This is a genomic window from Streptomyces sp. NPDC018045 (genome assembly GCF_044327445.1).
GTDB lineage: Bacteria > Actinomycetota > Actinomycetes > Streptomycetales > Streptomycetaceae > Streptomyces.
This window is the reverse complement of record NZ_JBIRFL010000007.1, coordinates 201,577-216,974: the sequence shown is the minus strand read 5'-3', so window position 1 is coordinate 216,974 and position 15,398 is coordinate 201,577. Positions and strand designations below refer to the sequence as shown.

Here is a 15,398-nt window from a genome sequence, read left to right as displayed (position 1 = left end):
CGGCGGCCGGTTCTGCAGTACTGGTATGCCCTGCCCCGTGCGCACCAACCGGTGGCCGCGCCGCCGACCGGCCGGCCGGTGACATCCGGCCGGTGGCGCGCGCCGCGGCGCACGGGCCGGCGCTCAGGGCCGTGCGGGGCGCGCGGCGGGGGTGATACGGCTGTGGATGCGGTACCGCTCGTGCGCCGGTACGGAGGCGGGGGCGAGGCGTACCGTGACCGGGCCCGCGAAGGTGTAGGCGCGGGCGGCCGCGTGGCCACGGACGGCGACCGACAACTCCAGTTCCAGCGGCGCCAAGGCACCCCGCAGTTGGCGGTGGCTGGCCTCGGGCACCTGGAGGACGAAGGTGTTGGGGACCACTACGCGGCCGCGCCCCACGATCACGGCGCGCTCGTCGCAGATCCGCCGCAGTATGGTCACCACCTCCAACGGGTCGCGCCGTGCCGCGCGCCGGCGCCGGTGCCAGCCGAAGGCCCGGTCGTCCATCCACGCTTCGAGACCGCTCAGGATGCCCATCCCTGGCGGCTGCCCACAGGCCCGGGAGCCATGTTGGCCCGTTCGGGTGACCGCCGGTTCCGGCGGGTCACGGCCGCGTGGCGGGCCGGCGGGTGCTCGTGTTCAGCGGGCGAGGCGGGCCCGGATCGTCTTGCCGTTCCCGGGCCCGGAGGTGATGGCGAGGTGGCGGGAGAGTTGGCGGATCATCGGCCACCCGAAGCCGCCGCTGCCGCCGTCCAGATCGGGGGTGCGTTCGCGCGGGCGGACGGGGCTCGGGTCGCTGACCGAGACGGTCACGCTGCCAGGGGCGGCGGACAGTTCGAGGCGGTAGCGGCCGCCGCCGTGGCGCAGGGCGTTGGTGACCAGTTCACAGACCACCAGGACCAGGGTGTCCGCCCAGGCGGGATCACGTGCGGGGGTCAGCCGTTCGGCGAAGGCGTGCGTGGCCCGCCGGACATCGCGGAGGCCGGCCGGGCTGTCGCCCTCCACCACGGTCGTCTGCGGGACCGGCCGGCGCAGGGTCTCGGTGTCGCTCATACGCGTGCCCCATTCGTGGTCGGTCGCACTGCTGCCCACTGCATATGCCCGACTCTCGGGCGCTCAGTCCCGAACGCCCCGCCATCACGCTTTTTCCGGTACTGCTGAACACCAGAACCATGTGCCCGATGGACGCGGAAACCTGTCCTCGTCAGGGTAGACATCTGCACGCGTGAAGATTATGGTGGTGCCCGTAGCCAAGAGTCGATGAGGGCGCGGCAGAGGTGATCTGCCGCGCACGCGGTGCCAGAAGGCAGGGCACGGCAGTGGAGCGGCGGGGCCGTCAGGTACGCACGTGGGTCCCGCCACTGACTGCCGGGCCGGTGGCCCCCGGGGCCGCGAGTATCACCGCACCAGGCAGTAGCAAGAGGTTGACCAGGAGAAACAAGGAGGCAGACGCCATCAGGATCGCCCGGGCGAGGAAGTGTCCGCCCGGGTACCGCAGACCCCGAAAGGACAGGTGGTCCCCGGTCACGCATCCGCGATCCCCGTATGCCCCGCCTCTCTCTGGGCGGGCCGACGGAAACAAGGAGCCGGCTCAGCAGTTGGCCGGCAGATGGTGTTGAAGTCCCCTCGGGGCCCTGGTGCCGCACGGCACCAGGGCCCCTCGATGTGTGTAACAGAAGAGGTGCACGTGACAGCAGAAAAACCCCGTAGTTCCGCCGACCGTCTCGACGACGACGACTACCCCGCCTACACGATGGGGCGGGCCGCCGCGATGCTCGGCACCACCCCCGGCTTCCTCCGCGCGATCGGCGAACACCGCCTGATCACCCCGTTGCGCTCCGAAGGCGGCCACCGCCGCTACTCCCGCTACCAGTTGCGCATCGCCGCCCGCGCCCGCGAACTCGTCGACCAGGGCACCCCCATAGATGCCGCCTGCCGCATCATCATCCTCGAGGACCAGCTCGAAGAAGCCCGCCGCATCAACGAAGAGATGCGCCGCGCCGGCCACGGGCCCCGGCCGGAGACCGAGACCTGATCCACGGCTGCGTTGGCCCGACCTGCCTGGGGCAGCAGGGCCGATCAGCCGGCCGGCGCAGGCCGGCGATGTGTGTGCCGGGCGAGGGGTGGGGCCGGTTTCTGCGCGAGCCGGCTTTCGCCTGCCGACGCGCCGGTTGCGTCCCCATGCGGGTCAGCCGGAAACCGCCACCCGCTCCACAGGAATCCACAGCTCCGTGTCCGCCTGTGTTCCGTCTTCCGAGAGGCGGGTACGGAGGATTTCGGGGCCCGGCCTGCTCTGGTACGGGTTGGACGGGAACCACTGGGTGAAGACGTCGCGCCACAGCAATTGCAGCGCCTCCGGGTAGGGGCCGGAGTCCTCGAAGACCGCCCAGGTTCCCGGCGGGACGACGAGAGTGTCCAGGTCGCCGGGGGCGTCCGCCTGGGTCACCACGCCGTGGTAGTAATCGAGTTCGGTGCCCTCGGCCCGGCTCGGGTCGAGGTCGTCGCAGACGGCCACGATTCCCTCCGGCTGCTGGTCGGAGAGGGCGGCGATCCGCCGTATCGTCTCCTGGCCGATGCCCCGGATGAACTCCGCGATCGCCGGGTTCGCCCCTTGGTGGACGAGCGGGACCCGCGCCTTCTTTCCGACGACGTGGAACTCTTCCTTCTCCGTGATCCGGTATCGCATACTGCTGCTCCCTTCGACAATGAGGCGGAAGGACATCCGGGGCTGGGAACGCAGTGCAGCGCCGTCCCGCCGGGCCTCGCCCGGGCCCACACCGTGTACGGCCCGAAAAGCCCGCGCGAACGCTTCCCCCGAGCCGTAGCCGTACCGGATCGCGATGTCCAGCAACGTCCGTTCGCCGGTGAGTACCTCGGCCCCCGCGACCGTGAGCCGTCGGCGGCGGATGTATTCCGACAGGGAAATCCCGGCGAGCGCGGAGAACATACGGCGGAAGTGGTATTCCGACGTCCTCGCGATTCTCGCCAGCTCGGTCACCTCGATCCGACGGCAGATGTGCGCCTCGATATGGTCCAGGGCCTCGTTCAGCCGCTCCAGCACTCCGGTCTCCTTCCTTCACGCCCCTCACGTTAGGAAGAGCGCGTGGTCCCGCACCCGACATCTTGTGCCCGGTTCGGTCGGGTGGGGTGGGGGCGGGAGTCCTGCTGTCCTCGGGGTGGAGGCGTGGGGTACTGCTGCGGGGTGGCTGTGATGACCCGATGGGCCGGGGCGGAGCGTCGGGCCTAGGGGATCAGGACGACCTTGCCCATCGTGCCGCGGCTCTCCAGGGCGCGGTGTGCGGCTGCCGCCTTGGCCAACGGAAAGCGCTGTACGTCCGGTACGAGACGGCCGGCCGCGGCCTCGGCCAGGGACGCGGTCTCCAGCGTCCGCAGCGGGTTGTCACCGCCTGCCTTGGCCATCATCGCCGGGCCGAGGACGGACTCCGAGGTGATGCCGCGTGCGGCCAGCTCACCCTCGGCGAACGTCAGCGGGCCGCCGGTCAGCGGGCCGCCCGAGGACCAGCCGAAGACGAGGTGACGTCCGCCGCGGGCGAGCAGCTCCACGGCGGCGCGGCCCGGCTCGCCGCCCACGGAGTCGAAGACGAGGGTGGCGCCGGGGGCGGCACGTGCGTCCAGGAAGGCGCGTACCTCGGTGGGCCAGTCGGCCTTCTTGTAGTCCACGGCGAGGTCGGCCCCCAGCTTCCGTACGCGTTCGGTCTTGACCGGGCCGCCCGCGAGGCCGATGACGGTCGCTCCGGCGTTCTTCGCGTACTGGACGAGCAGGGAGCCGATGCCGCCGGCCGCGGCCGGGACGATGGCGATGTCCTCGGCGGTGAGGTCGGCGAAGAGCAGGATGCCCATGGTGGTGCGGCCGGTGCCGATCATGGCCACCGCCTGGGCTTCGTCCAGGTTGTCGGGGACGGCGTGGAGCCTTGCGGCGTCGGCGACGGCCTTCTCGGCGTAGCCGCCCGGGTGCATGCCCAGGTGGGCCACGACCCGGCGGCCCAGCCAGATGGGATCCGTCCCTTCCCCGAGGGCGTCCACCGTGCCCGCGACCTCCCGGCCGGGGATGGTCGGCAGGTCGGGGAGCGGGGCCGGGCCGCCGGCGAGGCCCTCGCGCAGGGCCGTGTCGAGCAGGTGGACACCGGCCGCCGCCACGGCGATCCGTACCTGTCCGGGGCCGGGGCGGGGGTCGTCGACCTGCTCGTACGTGAGGTTCTCGGCGGGGCCGAAGGTGTGCAGCCGGATCGCGTGCATGACGTCTCCTGGTGAGGGCGGTGCCCGCCCCGTCGGTGGGGTGGGCATGGTCGTTGACCTGGAAGTACGGCGGACGGTGGGCGGCGGGCGGCCGTCGGTGTGCGCGGCCTGCCTGCCGTTGCCGTTGGCCCTCACTCTGTTTCCTCGACTTTGGCTGAGGTCAAGCCCGGATCATGAGGCCCGGAGACGTGCGGGCCCGTGAGCCGGGGCGGGGGCCGGGCCACCGGCCCCGGCGATACCGACGGAACGGAGCGCCAGAGTGCTCGCCTCCAGGGCGCTGCTGAACGAGACCTCACTCAGTACGCCGGGTGCCGCCACCTGGTCACCCGCCAGGTAGACGCCGTCACCGCGGTCGACGGAGGGGCGGTCGCGCCAGGTGGTGCCCGGCAGATCCACCGCCCCCGTACGGCCGAGGGCCAGGGCGTCGCGACGCCAGGTGGCGCGCTCGCGCCAGCGCGGGAAACCGGCGTCCAGCAGGCGTTCGGCGCGGGCGATGCCGTCGGCGCGGTTCTCGCCCGGGCCGATACCGGCCTGGCACTGGAGCAACTCCTCGCCGTACGGGGCGAGGGAGCGGTCCGCAGTGGTGAAGCGCTCGACCCACCCCGGGAAGTCGAGCCCCGAGACCGCGAACAGGTCACCGTGCCGGGACCGCAACGCGACGTCGAGCAGTGCCGTACGGGCGCTCTCCCAGCGCAGACGGTCGTCCTTGAGGAGGGCCCGGGCCGATTCGAGCTGGGTGGCGACGATCACCGGGCCGTCTTCGGGGAGCGCGTCGACACGGGCGCCCGTCTCGACGCGTACACCCAGCACGCGGGCCTGGTCGGCCATACGGGTGATGAGTTCGCCCCACCCGCCTCGGATGTAGCGCGCCTCAGGAGGCAGGGCGGTGGCGCGGCGAAGGCGCTCCTGCACGAACGCGGCGGACAGCGAACCCGGGTCGTGGTGGAAGGTGGCGACGCCGATGTAGTGGGCGGCGGCACGCGCCGCCGCCTCGCCCACCTGGCTGGCGGCCCAGGTGAAGAAGTCCTGGTCGACGGGGGCGCGCCGGCGTCCGCGCAGCTTGAGCAGACCCGCCGGGGGGATGCGGCGCAGTACGCCGTTCCGGTGGAAGCGGATGCGGGTGGCGGGCAGGAGCGGCAGGGGGGCGAGCGGCTTGAGCAGGCCCCGCTGCTTGAGCCAGGTCCAGTGCGGGCCGCCGTTGTAGAGGGCGTGCGGGCCCTCGTTGGTGCGGTACGGCCGATCGGCGGTACGGGCGCGGCCGCCGAGCGCGCGATGCGCCTCGTGGAGGGTGACGGTGGCGCCGCCCTCGGCGGACGAGATGGCCGCGGTCAGGCCCGCGAAACCGCCGCCGATGACGGTGATGTGGGGTCGTCGCATGGTGGCGCTCCTCGGAGTCGGGGGGTGAGTGTGCCGATGTCTTCGTGGAGTGGACGGGCGAGGTGGCGCCGGTTGTGACATGCGTGCGGGACGAGGGACGTTTTGGCTGTTCAGGGGCTTGGGTCGGGGGATTGTCAGTGGGGTGGGTCACGATGGGGGCAGTTGGTCGTGCGGGCAGGCTCGGGACATCGCTCGGGCATCGCTCGGGACGGCGTTCGGACGCGTTCGGACGGCGGCCGGGGTGGTGTCCGGGGTGGGAAGTCGGCGCGGACAGCGGGGCGGAGACAGGTAGGGCACGACAGTTGGACAGAAAGGCGGTGGGCGGGCGTGAGGGAGCGTGACGGCGGGACCGGGCGGCCGGGGCAGCGGGGCGGAGCGGGGCGTCCGGTACGGGAGGTTCGGCGGCCGTCCGTGCGGTTGCCGGAGCTGAAGCCGTACGTGGGAGCCGAATTGGAGATCGAGGGGGATTACGACGGGCTGGAGTTCGCGGACGCCGATCTGGCGGGGCAGCCGGGGCGCGGGGCCCGGTTCATGGACTGCGCGCTGCGGCGGTGCGCCTTGGACGAGACGGACTTGAGCCGGGCGCGGTTCATCGACAGCGTGCTGGACGGGGTGCGCGGGGTGGGGACGGACCTGTCGCAGGCGTCACTGAGAGACGTCGAGGTCCTGGACGCACGGCTCGGCGGCGTCCAGACGCACGCGGCGGTGCTGGAGCGGGTGCTGGTGCACGGCGGGAAGATCGACTTCCTGAATCTGCGCAAGGCGAAGCTGAAGGACGTCGCCTTCGAGGGGTGCGTGCTGGTGGAGGCCGATTTCGCCGGCGCGGAGCTGGAGCGGGTGAGCTTCGACGACTGCACGCTGACCCGGGTGGACTTCAGCGGCGTACGGATGCGTGATGTGGACCTGCGCGGGGTGGCCCGGATGGACATCGCCCGGGGGATCGACCGGCTGGCGGGAGCGGTGATCAGCTCGGCGCAGTTGATGGACCTGGCTCCGGCGTTCGCGGCGGAGATCGGGGTGCGGGTGGAGTGACCGGGAGGGGGAGGCGGCCGGGTGGGTCCTCGGGCGCGGAGGTGGGGTGACCGGGTTGGTGCTCGGGCGCGGGAGTGAGGTGGCCGGGCAGGTGTTGAGGCGGGGGGGGGAATGGCCGGGCAGGTGTTCAGAGGCGGGAGTGAGGTGGCCGGGTGGGTGCTCGGGCGCGGGAGTGAAATGGCTGGGCGGGTGCTCAGACGCGGGGGAAGCGGGCCTGGAGGTCCCATACGGCCGGGTTGTCGCCGAGTCCGTCGTGCAGGTCGGTGAGGTCGGCGATCAGGTCGTGCAGGAAGTCGCGGGCCTCGCGGCGCAGGGCGGAGTGCTGGAAGGTGAGCGGGTCTTCGTCGGCCGGCATCCAGTCGGCGTCGACGTCCACCCAGCCGAAGCGGCGCTCGAAGTACATCCGGTCCGCCGATTCGGTGAAATCCAGCTCCGCGAACTGCGGCTGGGCGGCGCGGTTGCCGAGGGGGTCGCGGTCGATCCGTTCGACGATGTCGCACAGGGCCCAGGCGAAGTCCAGCACCGGCACCCAGCCCCAGGCGGTCTGGATCTCGCGGTCCGCCTTGGTGTCGGCCAGGTAGACGTCACCGCAGAAGAGGTCGTGGCGCAGGGCCCGCACGTCCGCGGTGCGGTAGTCCATCTGCGGCGGGTCCGGAAAGCGGCGGGAAAGGGAATAGCCGAGGTCGATCACGTCCTTGATGGTGTCACGCTCGTACGTTCGTCCGCGCCGTCGCGGTCGTCGTAGCCGAACAACGAGGTAGGAGGCCCGGCGATTCAGCGGGCCGGCGGACCGGCGAGACAGCGGAGCAACGCGACAGCGCGACCACGAGGTAACGAAACAACGAGGCAGAGGGTGGGGATTGGATCATGACGGGTTCCATGCTCAGACGCTCGGGCGTCGCACTGTTCGCCGCCGCGGTACTGGCGGCGTTACCGGTGCTCGGTACGGAACGGGAGATGACCGCTGCGGCCGCTTCGGCGCCCATGGCGGGGACCGCGGGAGTGGGGGCGGGGGCGGCAGAGGGGAGCGCCGGGCGCCTCGGGACTGAGCAGGGCGGCGGCTACGGCAGCGATGACGGACGAGGTTTCGGCAGCGGCAGCGGTCGTGGCGAGGGCGACGGTTGCGGGGGCGGCAGTGGTGGGGAACGCGGCCACGACGATGATCGCGGCAGCGGAAAGCGCTGGCGAGGCGGCTGGGCGACGTCCGTGCAGGCACCGCACGGGCTGATGCCGAACTGGTCGACGCAGGGCTTCACCGACCAGACGGTCCGGCAGGTGGTCCGGGTCAGTACGGGCGGCACCCGCGCCCGTGTCGAGCTGTCCAACCGTTACGGCCGCACGCCGCTGACGGTGACCGGCGCGACCGTCGCCCGTGCGGGAAAGGGGGCGGCGGTGCAGGACGGGACCGTACGGCACCTGCGCTTCGAGGGGCAGCGGTCGGTGACCGTGCCCGCGGGTGGCGAGGTGCGCAGTGACGGGCTGCCGATGAAGGTCAGGGCACTGGAATCCCTGACCGTGACGCTGTACCTGGCGGGGCCGACCGGCCCCGCCACCTTCCATCACTCGGCCTTCGCCACGACCTACCGGGCGACGGGCGATCACCGCGCGGCCACCGGGGGCGCGGCGTTCACGGAGCAGTCCCAGTCCTGGTACTACCTGTCGGGAGTGGAGGTTTCCGGCGGGAAGGACGACGCCTGCCGGAGAGCGGTGGTGACGTTCGGCGACTCCATCACCGACGGTTACGGCTCGACCGTCGACGCGAACCGGCGCTATCCGGACGCGCTGGCGGAGCGTTTCGCGGCGGCCGGGCATCCGCGCAGCGTGCTCAACCAGGGCATCGGCGGCAACCGGGTCACCGCGGACTCGACGTGGGCCGGGGAGAAGGGCGTGGCCCGTTTCCGGCACGACGTACTCGGCGAGCCGCACGTGGGCACGGTCATCGTGCTGGAGGGGATCAATGACATCGGCGCCAGCGCCTCGCCGGACTGGCCCGACGGCCCGGCCCCGGACGTGTCGGTCGCCCAGCTCATCAAGGGACACCGTTCGCTGATCCGCCAGGCACACGCGGCGGGGGTGAAGGTGATCGGTGCGACGGTGACGCCGTTCAAGGGCGCCGCGTACTACTCCGAGCGGGGCGAGGCCAAGCGGGACGCGCTCAACGAATGGATACGCACCTCCGGTGAGTACGACGAGGTCGTGGACCTGGACCGGGCCGTGTCCGACCCGGCCGACCGGGACCGCCTGGCCCCCGCCTACGACGTCGGCGACCACCTGCACCCGAGCGACGCCGGATACCGCGCGATGGCGGAGGCGGTCGATCTGGACGAGCTGTGACGAGGTGAGGACCGGCCGGGCGGTTACGGCAGCGGCGCCTCGTGCTGCCGCCAGAGCATCGGCCACGACCCGCCCGGCCACCTGCATCGCGTCGAGTGCCGCAGCCGTCATGACCCAGCACTCCGTGCCTCGCCACCCACGCCCTCTCACCCACGCCACGCCCCCCTCACCCACGCCCCACCACCCGGCGCCCCACCCCCCGAAGTACGCCGCGCCCCGCCGAGACGGAGGTCTCGGCGGGGCGCGGCGGGTGGCTGTCCCGGGGCCGGCCGTTCAGGGGCGGGCCGTGCCGGGGCAAGGCGCTCGGGATCAGACGTTGACGCCGAAGTCCTTCGCGATGCCGGCCAGGCCGGAGGCGTAGCCCTGGCCGACGGCGCGGAACTTCCACTCGGCGCCGTTGCGGTAGAGCTCGCCGAAGACCATGGCGGTCTCGGTCGCCGCGTCCTCGCTCAGGTCGTAGCGGGCGATCTCGGCGCCGCCGGCCTGGTTGACGATGCGGATGAAGGCGTTGCGCACCTGGCCGAAGTTCTGGCTGCGGTTCTCGGCGTCGTAGATCGAGACCGGGAAGACGATCTTGTCGATGTCGGCCGGGAGGGCGGCCAGGTTGACCTTGATCTGCTCGTCGTCGCCCTCGCCCTCACCGGTGACGTTGTCACCGGTGTGCTCGATGGACTGGTCCGGCGTGACCTTGTTGTTGAAGAAGACGAAGTGCTGGTCCGAGTAGACCTTGCCGCTCGGGTTGACCGCGATGGCGCTCGCGTCGAGGTCGAAGTCCGTGCCGGTGGTGGTGCGGACGTCCCAGCCGAGGCCGACCGTGACGGCGGTCAGGCCCGGTGCCTCCTTGGTGAGCGAGACGTTGCCGCCCTTGGACAGGCTTACAGCCATGGGGATGTCCCTTTCCTCGTCGAATCGTCGGGCTCCGTACTGCGGACGAAGCTACCGTCACCCTGCACAACGCCACGAAGGGACCGTCGGGTTCCAGCTCCCTTTACTTTCTTTGCCAATTCCTGATGCCGGGTGGCGAGAAGGGGCGGCAGGTGAAGGAGGAGCGGCTGTGGGGGTACGGCAAAAGAAGGTGACGGAAGCGCGCGGACGCGGGATCATGGGGGCATGTCAGGGCCCTATGTCATCCGCGGTTCGGTCGCTCTTCCGGAGGCCGAACTGGTGTGGCGTTTTTCGCGTTCCTCGGGGCCTGGCGGACAGCACGTCAACACGTCGGACAGCCAGGTGGAGTTGCGTTTCGACGTCGCCGCCACCGAAGCGCTGCCCGAGGTCTGGAAGGAGCGGGCGCTCCAGCGGCTCGCCGAGCGCGGCCGGCTGCTGAACGGCGGGGTGGTCTCCGTACGGGCCTCCGAGCACCGCTCCCAGTGGCGCAACCGGGAGACCGCCGCCGTACGGCTCGCCTCGCTCCTCGCCGAGGTCACCGCGCCGCCGCCCAAGCCACGGCGCAAGAAGCGGATACCGCGCGGGATCAACGAACGCCGGCTGCGGGAGAAGAAGCAGCGCGGCGACGTCAAGCGCGGGCGCTCCGGCCGCGACTGGACGTGAACCCGTAATCCGCCGAGGCCGGGCCCCAGCCGCCCAGCCGCCCAGCCGCCCAGCCGCCCAGCCGCGTCTCTGCGGCCCCGCCATGCCCTCACGCCCTCCACATCACCCCAAATGCCGATACTTCCCCCGGAAGTAGGTGAGCGGCCCGTTGTCGTCCCGTGTGACGTCCGCCGCCAGGACCCGTCCGATCACCAGGGTGTGATCACCCGCCACGACCCGCTGTTCCGTACGGCATTCGAGGTGGGCCAGGGCCCCGCCGACCAGGGGTGACCCGGCCTGTTCGCCCCGTTCCGTAGGAATGTCCTCGAAGAGCAGTCGGTCGCTGATGCGGTTCTTCATGGCGAACCGGCCCGCAATGTGCCGCTGCCCTTGCGACAGCACCGAAGCGGCCCAAAGGGGCTGGCGCTCCAGAAGGTCGTCCATGCGTGAGTCGTTGCGAACGCTCACCATCACCAAGGGCGGTTCGAGCGACACCGACATGAAGGCCGTGGCGGTCATGCCCACGTCCTCACCGCGCGGTCCGTCGTCCGGATCGTGCGCGGTGATCAGTACGACCCCGGCGGCGAGCCGGGACAGGGCGGCGCGGAACTCGTCGTCACTCACCCCTCCAGGATGGGGGATCGTGTCTTCACCGGGCGCGGAGAGTGGCGTGGCGGGCGCCGCGGGGCGATCACCGGGCGTGGCGTCGGAGGTTTTCGTGAACACGCCATGAACGCTAACGGGGGCCGTAGGCTGCCCGCATCGGGCCCGGGGACCAGGCGCGCCCTAGGTCCGGCGGCCGAGGGTGTTCTTGCGTCCGGATTTGCGTTCAGGAATTGTAGAAGCGCCTCCAGCGGCACCCGGGTGGGGAGCGTCAAGCGGCCACCACGCTCTGTGACTTGAGTCACAGCAGCCGGTAATTGTTGACCCTGTGTACCGAGTGAACAGCTCACTGTGATTCAGTGGCCGTGGCAATCGGACGACACAGAATCCTGGAGTTGCTGTCGAGGTCTCGGGGAGAGCGAGCGATGGAGACCGAGTCGGAGCCATATGTCCGTCTTGCGACCCTGCGGCAGTTGCACCAAGTGGTCGCCGAGCTGAACACCGCACGCAGCCTTGCAGACACCCTGCAGACCGTCGCCGACGGAGTGATCACGGGGCTCGGTTACGAGCTGGCCGCGGTCAACCTCGTACGGCCGGACGGTGACCTCGTGGTGGCCGCGGTCGCCGGCAGCGCCGGTGCCGAGGCCCTGATGGCGGGCCGGGTCGGCTCCCGTGCCTCCTGGGACCGCCGGCTGAACATGGGCGAGCGCTGGGGCGGCCTGTGCTTCATCCCGCACACCGAGGGCTGGGTGCTGGACGACGACGATGTGCCGCAGTGGCACGCCGCCGGGCCCGAACCGCGCTTCCCCGGTGAGTGGCATCCGATGGACCGCCTCTTCGCGCCCATGTACGCGGCCGCGAACGGCAGCGGCGAACTGCTCGGCGTGATCTCCGTCGACAAGCCGCGCAACGGCCGCCGCCCCGGCGCGTGGGGGCAGGAAGCGCTGCAGATGTACGCGTTTCAGTCCGCCATCGCGATCAGCAACGCCCGGCTGCGCGCCAACATGCAGCGGGCGCTGGTCCGGCTGGAGCGCGAACAGCAGGCCCTGCGCGCCAGTGAGGAAAGCTTCCGGCAGGCATTCGAGTACGCGCCCAGCGGCATGGCCATCGCCGAGATGGGCGGTGACCAGCACGGCCGGCTCCACCGTACGAATGACGCGCTGTGCCGCCTGCTGGGCCGCCCGGCCTCCGCGATGCGCCGCTACTCCTTCTCCGACCTCGTCCACCCCGAGGACATCGGCACCCTGCTGCGGACCTCCGCCGAGGGCGGGCGCGCCGAGCTGCGCCTCGCCCGCCGCGACGGCACCTACGTGTGGGTCTCGCTGCGCAACTCCGTCGTCGCCGACACCACCGACGGCCCGCGCTTCCTGCTCACCCACGTCGAGGACATCGAGGAGCGCAAGCGCCACGAGCTCCAGCTCGCGCACCGCGCCAGCCACGACGCGCTGACCGGGCTGCCCAACAGCGCCGAGCTGCGGGCCCGGCTCGGCGCCCGGCTGTGTTCGCGCCCGCCCGGCTCGGACGCGGACGCGTACGCCTCGGCCGCCTCCGCCGCGTCGGTGGCCGCCTTCCAGGAGGCGCACGGGTTCGGCACGGACGGCCCCGAGGTCTTCGACGGGTACGACGCCGCCGACGGGCCGGAGCGGGTGCCGTCCGGCCCGTACGACCACCACGTGCACGTCATCGCGCCGTCGGACGGGCCGGAGGACGACGGGGCCAAGGGGCTCGCGGTCCTCTTCTGCGATCTGGACGGCTTCAAGTCGATCAACGACCGTTTCGGGCACCACACGGGTGACGCGGTCCTCATCGAGGTGGCCCGCCGGCTGACCAACGGCGTCCGGGACGGCGACACGGTCGCCCGGCTCGGCGGCGACGAGTTCGTGGTGCTCGCGGACGGCCTGGGCAAGGCCGACGCGCAGGACCTCGCGGTCCGGCTCCGCAACGGCATCATCCCGCCCATCCGGGTGGACGGCCGCGGCGTACGGGTGGGCGCCAGCTTCGGCATCGGGTGGGCGGCCTGCGGGATGTCCGCCGAAGAGGTGCTGCAATCCGCCGACCAGCGGATGTACGTCGAGAAGCGGTCCCGCTCGAAGGCGAGCCGACGCGCGGGCTGAGGGCGCGGCCCCCGGGAGCCGCGCCGACGGCACGCCGGACCGTGGGCTTTCTGTAGCGTGCCTGTGGCCGTTCCGAACCGGCGTGCCATCGCTCGAACGGGGTAGGCTGCGCCGATGCGGCGGGGCGCCGCCGGGGGCCCGAAGATCAGCACAGCCATCTCGCACAGACCGCTGGGGAGTGACACGGAATGACGGCCGGCAACAACGGTGCGGGCACGCCCGAGGACGACGACCCGTTCGCCCACCTCTACCGCTCCGAAGGCGGCGAGAGCGGCGCGCAGGGCGCGGCGGGCGGCGGCTCGGCAGCGCGCCGGCCGGGCGTACCGCGTGCCTCGTACAACCAGGTGCGGGCGGTCGGCGAGCGCCAGTACGGGCAGCGGCAGTACGGCCAGCAGCAGGTCCCCGCCCAGCAGCCGTACGGTCAGCAGAACGCCCACTACGCGGCCCCCGAGACGCTCCCGGGCGCCGACAACGCCCGCCAGGGTCCGCCCCCCGGTCACGGCGACGGCGGCGCGCCCCGGCGCAGCCACAAGGGCCTGCTGATCGGCGCGGTCTCGGTCGTCGCGGTGGTCTGCATCGGCATCGGCGTCGCGATGCTCACCAACAAGAACGGCGACAAGAAGGACGAAGCGGGCGGCGGTGACCCGACCCCGACGGCCGGACAGTCCGTCGAGCCCAGCGAGAAGCCGTCCGGCAAGCCGTCCCAGGGGCCGCTGCCGAAGGAGGCCGCGGCGTCCCTCTCGCTCAGCCCCGAGGCGAGCACGGACAAGTCGGTGCCGGGCGCGAAGTCGACGAACGGCGCGTATGTGTCGCTGAACAAGGTCGGCGCCTCCGCCACCTGGTCGGTGGACGTGCCGCAGAGCGGTGAGTACACGGTGCTCATCGACTACGGCGTGCCCGGCAAGGACGCGAAGACGACGCTCGCGGTGAACGGGGACCAGCCCGACAAGATCAACATGTCGAACTTCGCCCATGCCGCCGAGGGCGCCTGGGACAAGGGCTGGACGACCACCTACCGGTGGGTCAAGCTCAACAAGGGCACCAACACGGTCAAGATCTCCTGCGAGCAGGGCGACCAGTGCGAGGTCAATCTCGACCGGGTCTACCTCAAGGCGGGGCACGTCAGGCGCTGACGGCCCGCAGGTCGCGCGGGCGGGGCCGCGCGGACGCGCCGGCGGCCCCGGAAGAAGGCCCCGCCCGTCCGGCAACGTCCCGAACGGCGCTGGGGGCAGTGACTCTCACGCCACCGCCGGATGCTCCGTCACCATGACCTCCTCCAGCAGCTCTTCGTACGTCCCCCGGTCGAACTCGCCCGCCGCCGGGGCCCGTACCGTCGCCGCCGACAGGGCCACCGCGCGGGACAGGCGGGCGGGCCAGGGGAGGTCTTCGACCAGGCCGGAGAGCAGGCCGGCCACCGCGGAGTCGCCGGCGCCGGTCGGGTTGCCGGCGATGCGGCGGGGCGGGGCGGCCTGCCAGGCGCCGTCCGAGGTGACCACGAGCATGCCGTCGGCGCCCAGGGAGGCGGCGACCGTGTGGGCGCCGCGGCGGCGGGCGTCGCGGGCGGCGCGCAGGGGCTCGGTGGAGCCGGTGAGGGCGGCCAGTTCGTCGGCGTTGGGCTTGGCGAGGTCGGGGCGGGCGGCCAGGCCGCGGCGCAGCGGCTCGCCGCTGGTGTCCAGCAGGACGGGCACGCCCGCCGTACGGGCGGCGCGGGTGAGCCGCGCGTAGACATCGACGGGGACGCCCGGCGGTAGGCTGCCGCACAGGGCCACCGCCCGCGCGTCGGCGAGCAGCTCGCGGTAGGTGGACATGAACGCGTCCCACTCGGCGGGCGTGACGACCGGGCCCGGCTCGTTGAGCTGCGTGGTGTCGCCGGTGGCCTCGTCCACGACGGCGACGGTGCGCCGGGTCGCGCCGCCGAGCGGGACCAGCGCGTCGGTCACCGAGGTCTCCTGGGCGAGCAGCGAGCGCAGCGCGTCGCCGGTGCCGCCGCCCGCGAAGCCGGTGGCGACCGCCTCGTGGCCGAGCGCGGTCAGCACCCGGGCGACGTTCAGGCCCTTGCCGCCCGGGCGCTCGCAGACCTCGGTGACGCGGTGGGTGGTGTGCGGCTGGAGCCGGGGCACGCGGTAGGTGATGTCGAGGGCAGCGTTCAGCGTGACCGTGAGGATCATGGTTCCC

15 protein-coding genes are annotated in these 15,398 nt (G+C 72.1%); 6 read left to right on the top strand and 9 right to left on the bottom strand.

Annotated elements, in window-relative coordinates:
- Positions 1 to 123 precede the first annotated feature (123 nt).
- Together ACH4EB_RS19320 and ACH4EB_RS19315 are read right to left on the bottom strand one after the other, a co-directional pair.
- Positions 124 to 516: an FhaA domain-containing protein gene (locus ACH4EB_RS19320; RefSeq protein ID WP_398348743.1), complete on the bottom strand. Its 393-nt coding sequence runs from the start codon at positions 514 to 516 to the stop codon at positions 124 to 126.
- A 102-nt stretch (positions 517 to 618) separates the two neighbouring features.
- A complete protein-coding gene (locus ACH4EB_RS19315) occupies positions 619 to 1,032 on the bottom strand; it encodes an ATP-binding protein (protein ID WP_398348742.1) in 414 nt (137 codons plus the stop codon).
- A gap of 610 nt (positions 1,033 to 1,642) precedes the next feature.
- On the opposite strand from ACH4EB_RS19315, the gene ACH4EB_RS19310 reads away from it, so the two are divergent.
- Positions 1,643 to 2,014, top strand: a complete 372-nt coding sequence (locus ACH4EB_RS19310) for a MerR family transcriptional regulator (protein WP_398348741.1) — start codon at positions 1,643 to 1,645, stop codon at positions 2,012 to 2,014.
- A gap of 153 nt (positions 2,015 to 2,167) precedes the next feature.
- Here ACH4EB_RS19310 and ACH4EB_RS19305 read toward each other — a convergent pair whose 3' ends face one another.
- The 3 genes from ACH4EB_RS19305 to ACH4EB_RS19295 form a co-directional block, all read right to left on the bottom strand.
- Positions 2,168 to 3,040, bottom strand: a complete 873-nt coding sequence (locus ACH4EB_RS19305) for a GyrI-like domain-containing protein (protein ID WP_398348740.1) — start codon at positions 3,038 to 3,040, stop codon at positions 2,168 to 2,170.
- A gap of 182 nt (positions 3,041 to 3,222) precedes the next feature.
- Entirely contained in the window at positions 3,223 to 4,236 is a 1,014-nt protein-coding gene (locus ACH4EB_RS19300; RefSeq protein ID WP_398348739.1) for a zinc-binding dehydrogenase, read from the bottom strand.
- Positions 4,237 to 4,407: 171 nt separating this feature from the next.
- Positions 4,408 to 5,613: an FAD-dependent oxidoreductase gene (locus ACH4EB_RS19295; protein WP_398348738.1), complete on the bottom strand. Its 1,206-nt coding sequence runs from the start codon at positions 5,611 to 5,613 to the stop codon at positions 4,408 to 4,410.
- Between the two features lie 327 nt (positions 5,614 to 5,940).
- Between ACH4EB_RS19295 and ACH4EB_RS19290 the strand changes: the two genes are divergently transcribed.
- A complete protein-coding gene (locus tag ACH4EB_RS19290) occupies positions 5,941 to 6,645 on the top strand; it encodes a pentapeptide repeat-containing protein (protein ID WP_398348737.1) in 705 nt (234 codons plus the stop codon).
- 193 nt (positions 6,646 to 6,838) lie between these two features.
- Here ACH4EB_RS19290 and ACH4EB_RS19285 read toward each other — a convergent pair whose 3' ends face one another.
- Positions 6,839 to 7,336 (bottom strand): hypothetical protein, encoded by a 498-nt coding sequence (locus ACH4EB_RS19285; protein ID WP_398348736.1) that lies wholly within the window; start codon positions 7,334 to 7,336, stop codon positions 6,839 to 6,841.
- Positions 7,337 to 7,512: 176 nt separating this feature from the next.
- On the opposite strand from ACH4EB_RS19285, the gene ACH4EB_RS19280 reads away from it, so the two are divergent.
- Positions 7,513 to 8,979, top strand: coding sequence for an SGNH/GDSL hydrolase family protein (locus ACH4EB_RS19280; RefSeq protein ID WP_398348735.1), 1,467 nt, complete (start codon positions 7,513 to 7,515; stop codon positions 8,977 to 8,979).
- A gap of 309 nt (positions 8,980 to 9,288) precedes the next feature.
- On the opposite strand, the gene ACH4EB_RS19275 is transcribed toward ACH4EB_RS19280, so the two are convergent.
- A complete protein-coding gene (locus ACH4EB_RS19275; RefSeq protein WP_398348734.1) occupies positions 9,289 to 9,864 on the bottom strand; it encodes a TerD family protein in 576 nt (191 codons plus the stop codon).
- Between the two features lie 225 nt (positions 9,865 to 10,089).
- On the opposite strand from ACH4EB_RS19275, the gene arfB reads away from it, so the two are divergent.
- Complete coding sequence (arfB, locus tag ACH4EB_RS19270; RefSeq protein WP_398348733.1) at positions 10,090 to 10,527, top strand: alternative ribosome rescue aminoacyl-tRNA hydrolase ArfB; 438 nt, start codon at positions 10,090 to 10,092, stop codon at positions 10,525 to 10,527.
- Positions 10,528 to 10,629: 102 nt separating this feature from the next.
- Here arfB and ACH4EB_RS19265 read toward each other — a convergent pair whose 3' ends face one another.
- Positions 10,630 to 11,232, bottom strand: coding sequence for a flavin reductase family protein (locus tag ACH4EB_RS19265; protein ID WP_398348732.1), 603 nt, complete (start codon positions 11,230 to 11,232; stop codon positions 10,630 to 10,632).
- A gap of 302 nt (positions 11,233 to 11,534) precedes the next feature.
- Between ACH4EB_RS19265 and cdgB the strand changes: the two genes are divergently transcribed.
- The gene (gene cdgB, locus ACH4EB_RS19260) at positions 11,535 to 13,223 is read left to right on the top strand and encodes a diguanylate cyclase CdgB (RefSeq protein WP_398348731.1); all 1,689 of its coding nucleotides are present in this window, start codon (positions 11,535 to 11,537) and stop codon (positions 13,221 to 13,223) included.
- 188 nt (positions 13,224 to 13,411) lie between these two features.
- Positions 13,412 to 14,356 (top strand): carbohydrate-binding protein, encoded by a 945-nt coding sequence (locus ACH4EB_RS19255; protein WP_398348730.1) that lies wholly within the window; start codon positions 13,412 to 13,414, stop codon positions 14,354 to 14,356.
- A gap of 105 nt (positions 14,357 to 14,461) precedes the next feature.
- Here ACH4EB_RS19255 and ACH4EB_RS19250 read toward each other — a convergent pair whose 3' ends face one another.
- Positions 14,462 to 15,391, bottom strand: coding sequence for a 1-phosphofructokinase family hexose kinase (locus tag ACH4EB_RS19250; RefSeq protein WP_398348729.1), 930 nt, complete (start codon positions 15,389 to 15,391; stop codon positions 14,462 to 14,464).
- Positions 15,392 to 15,398: the final 7 nt, after the last annotated feature.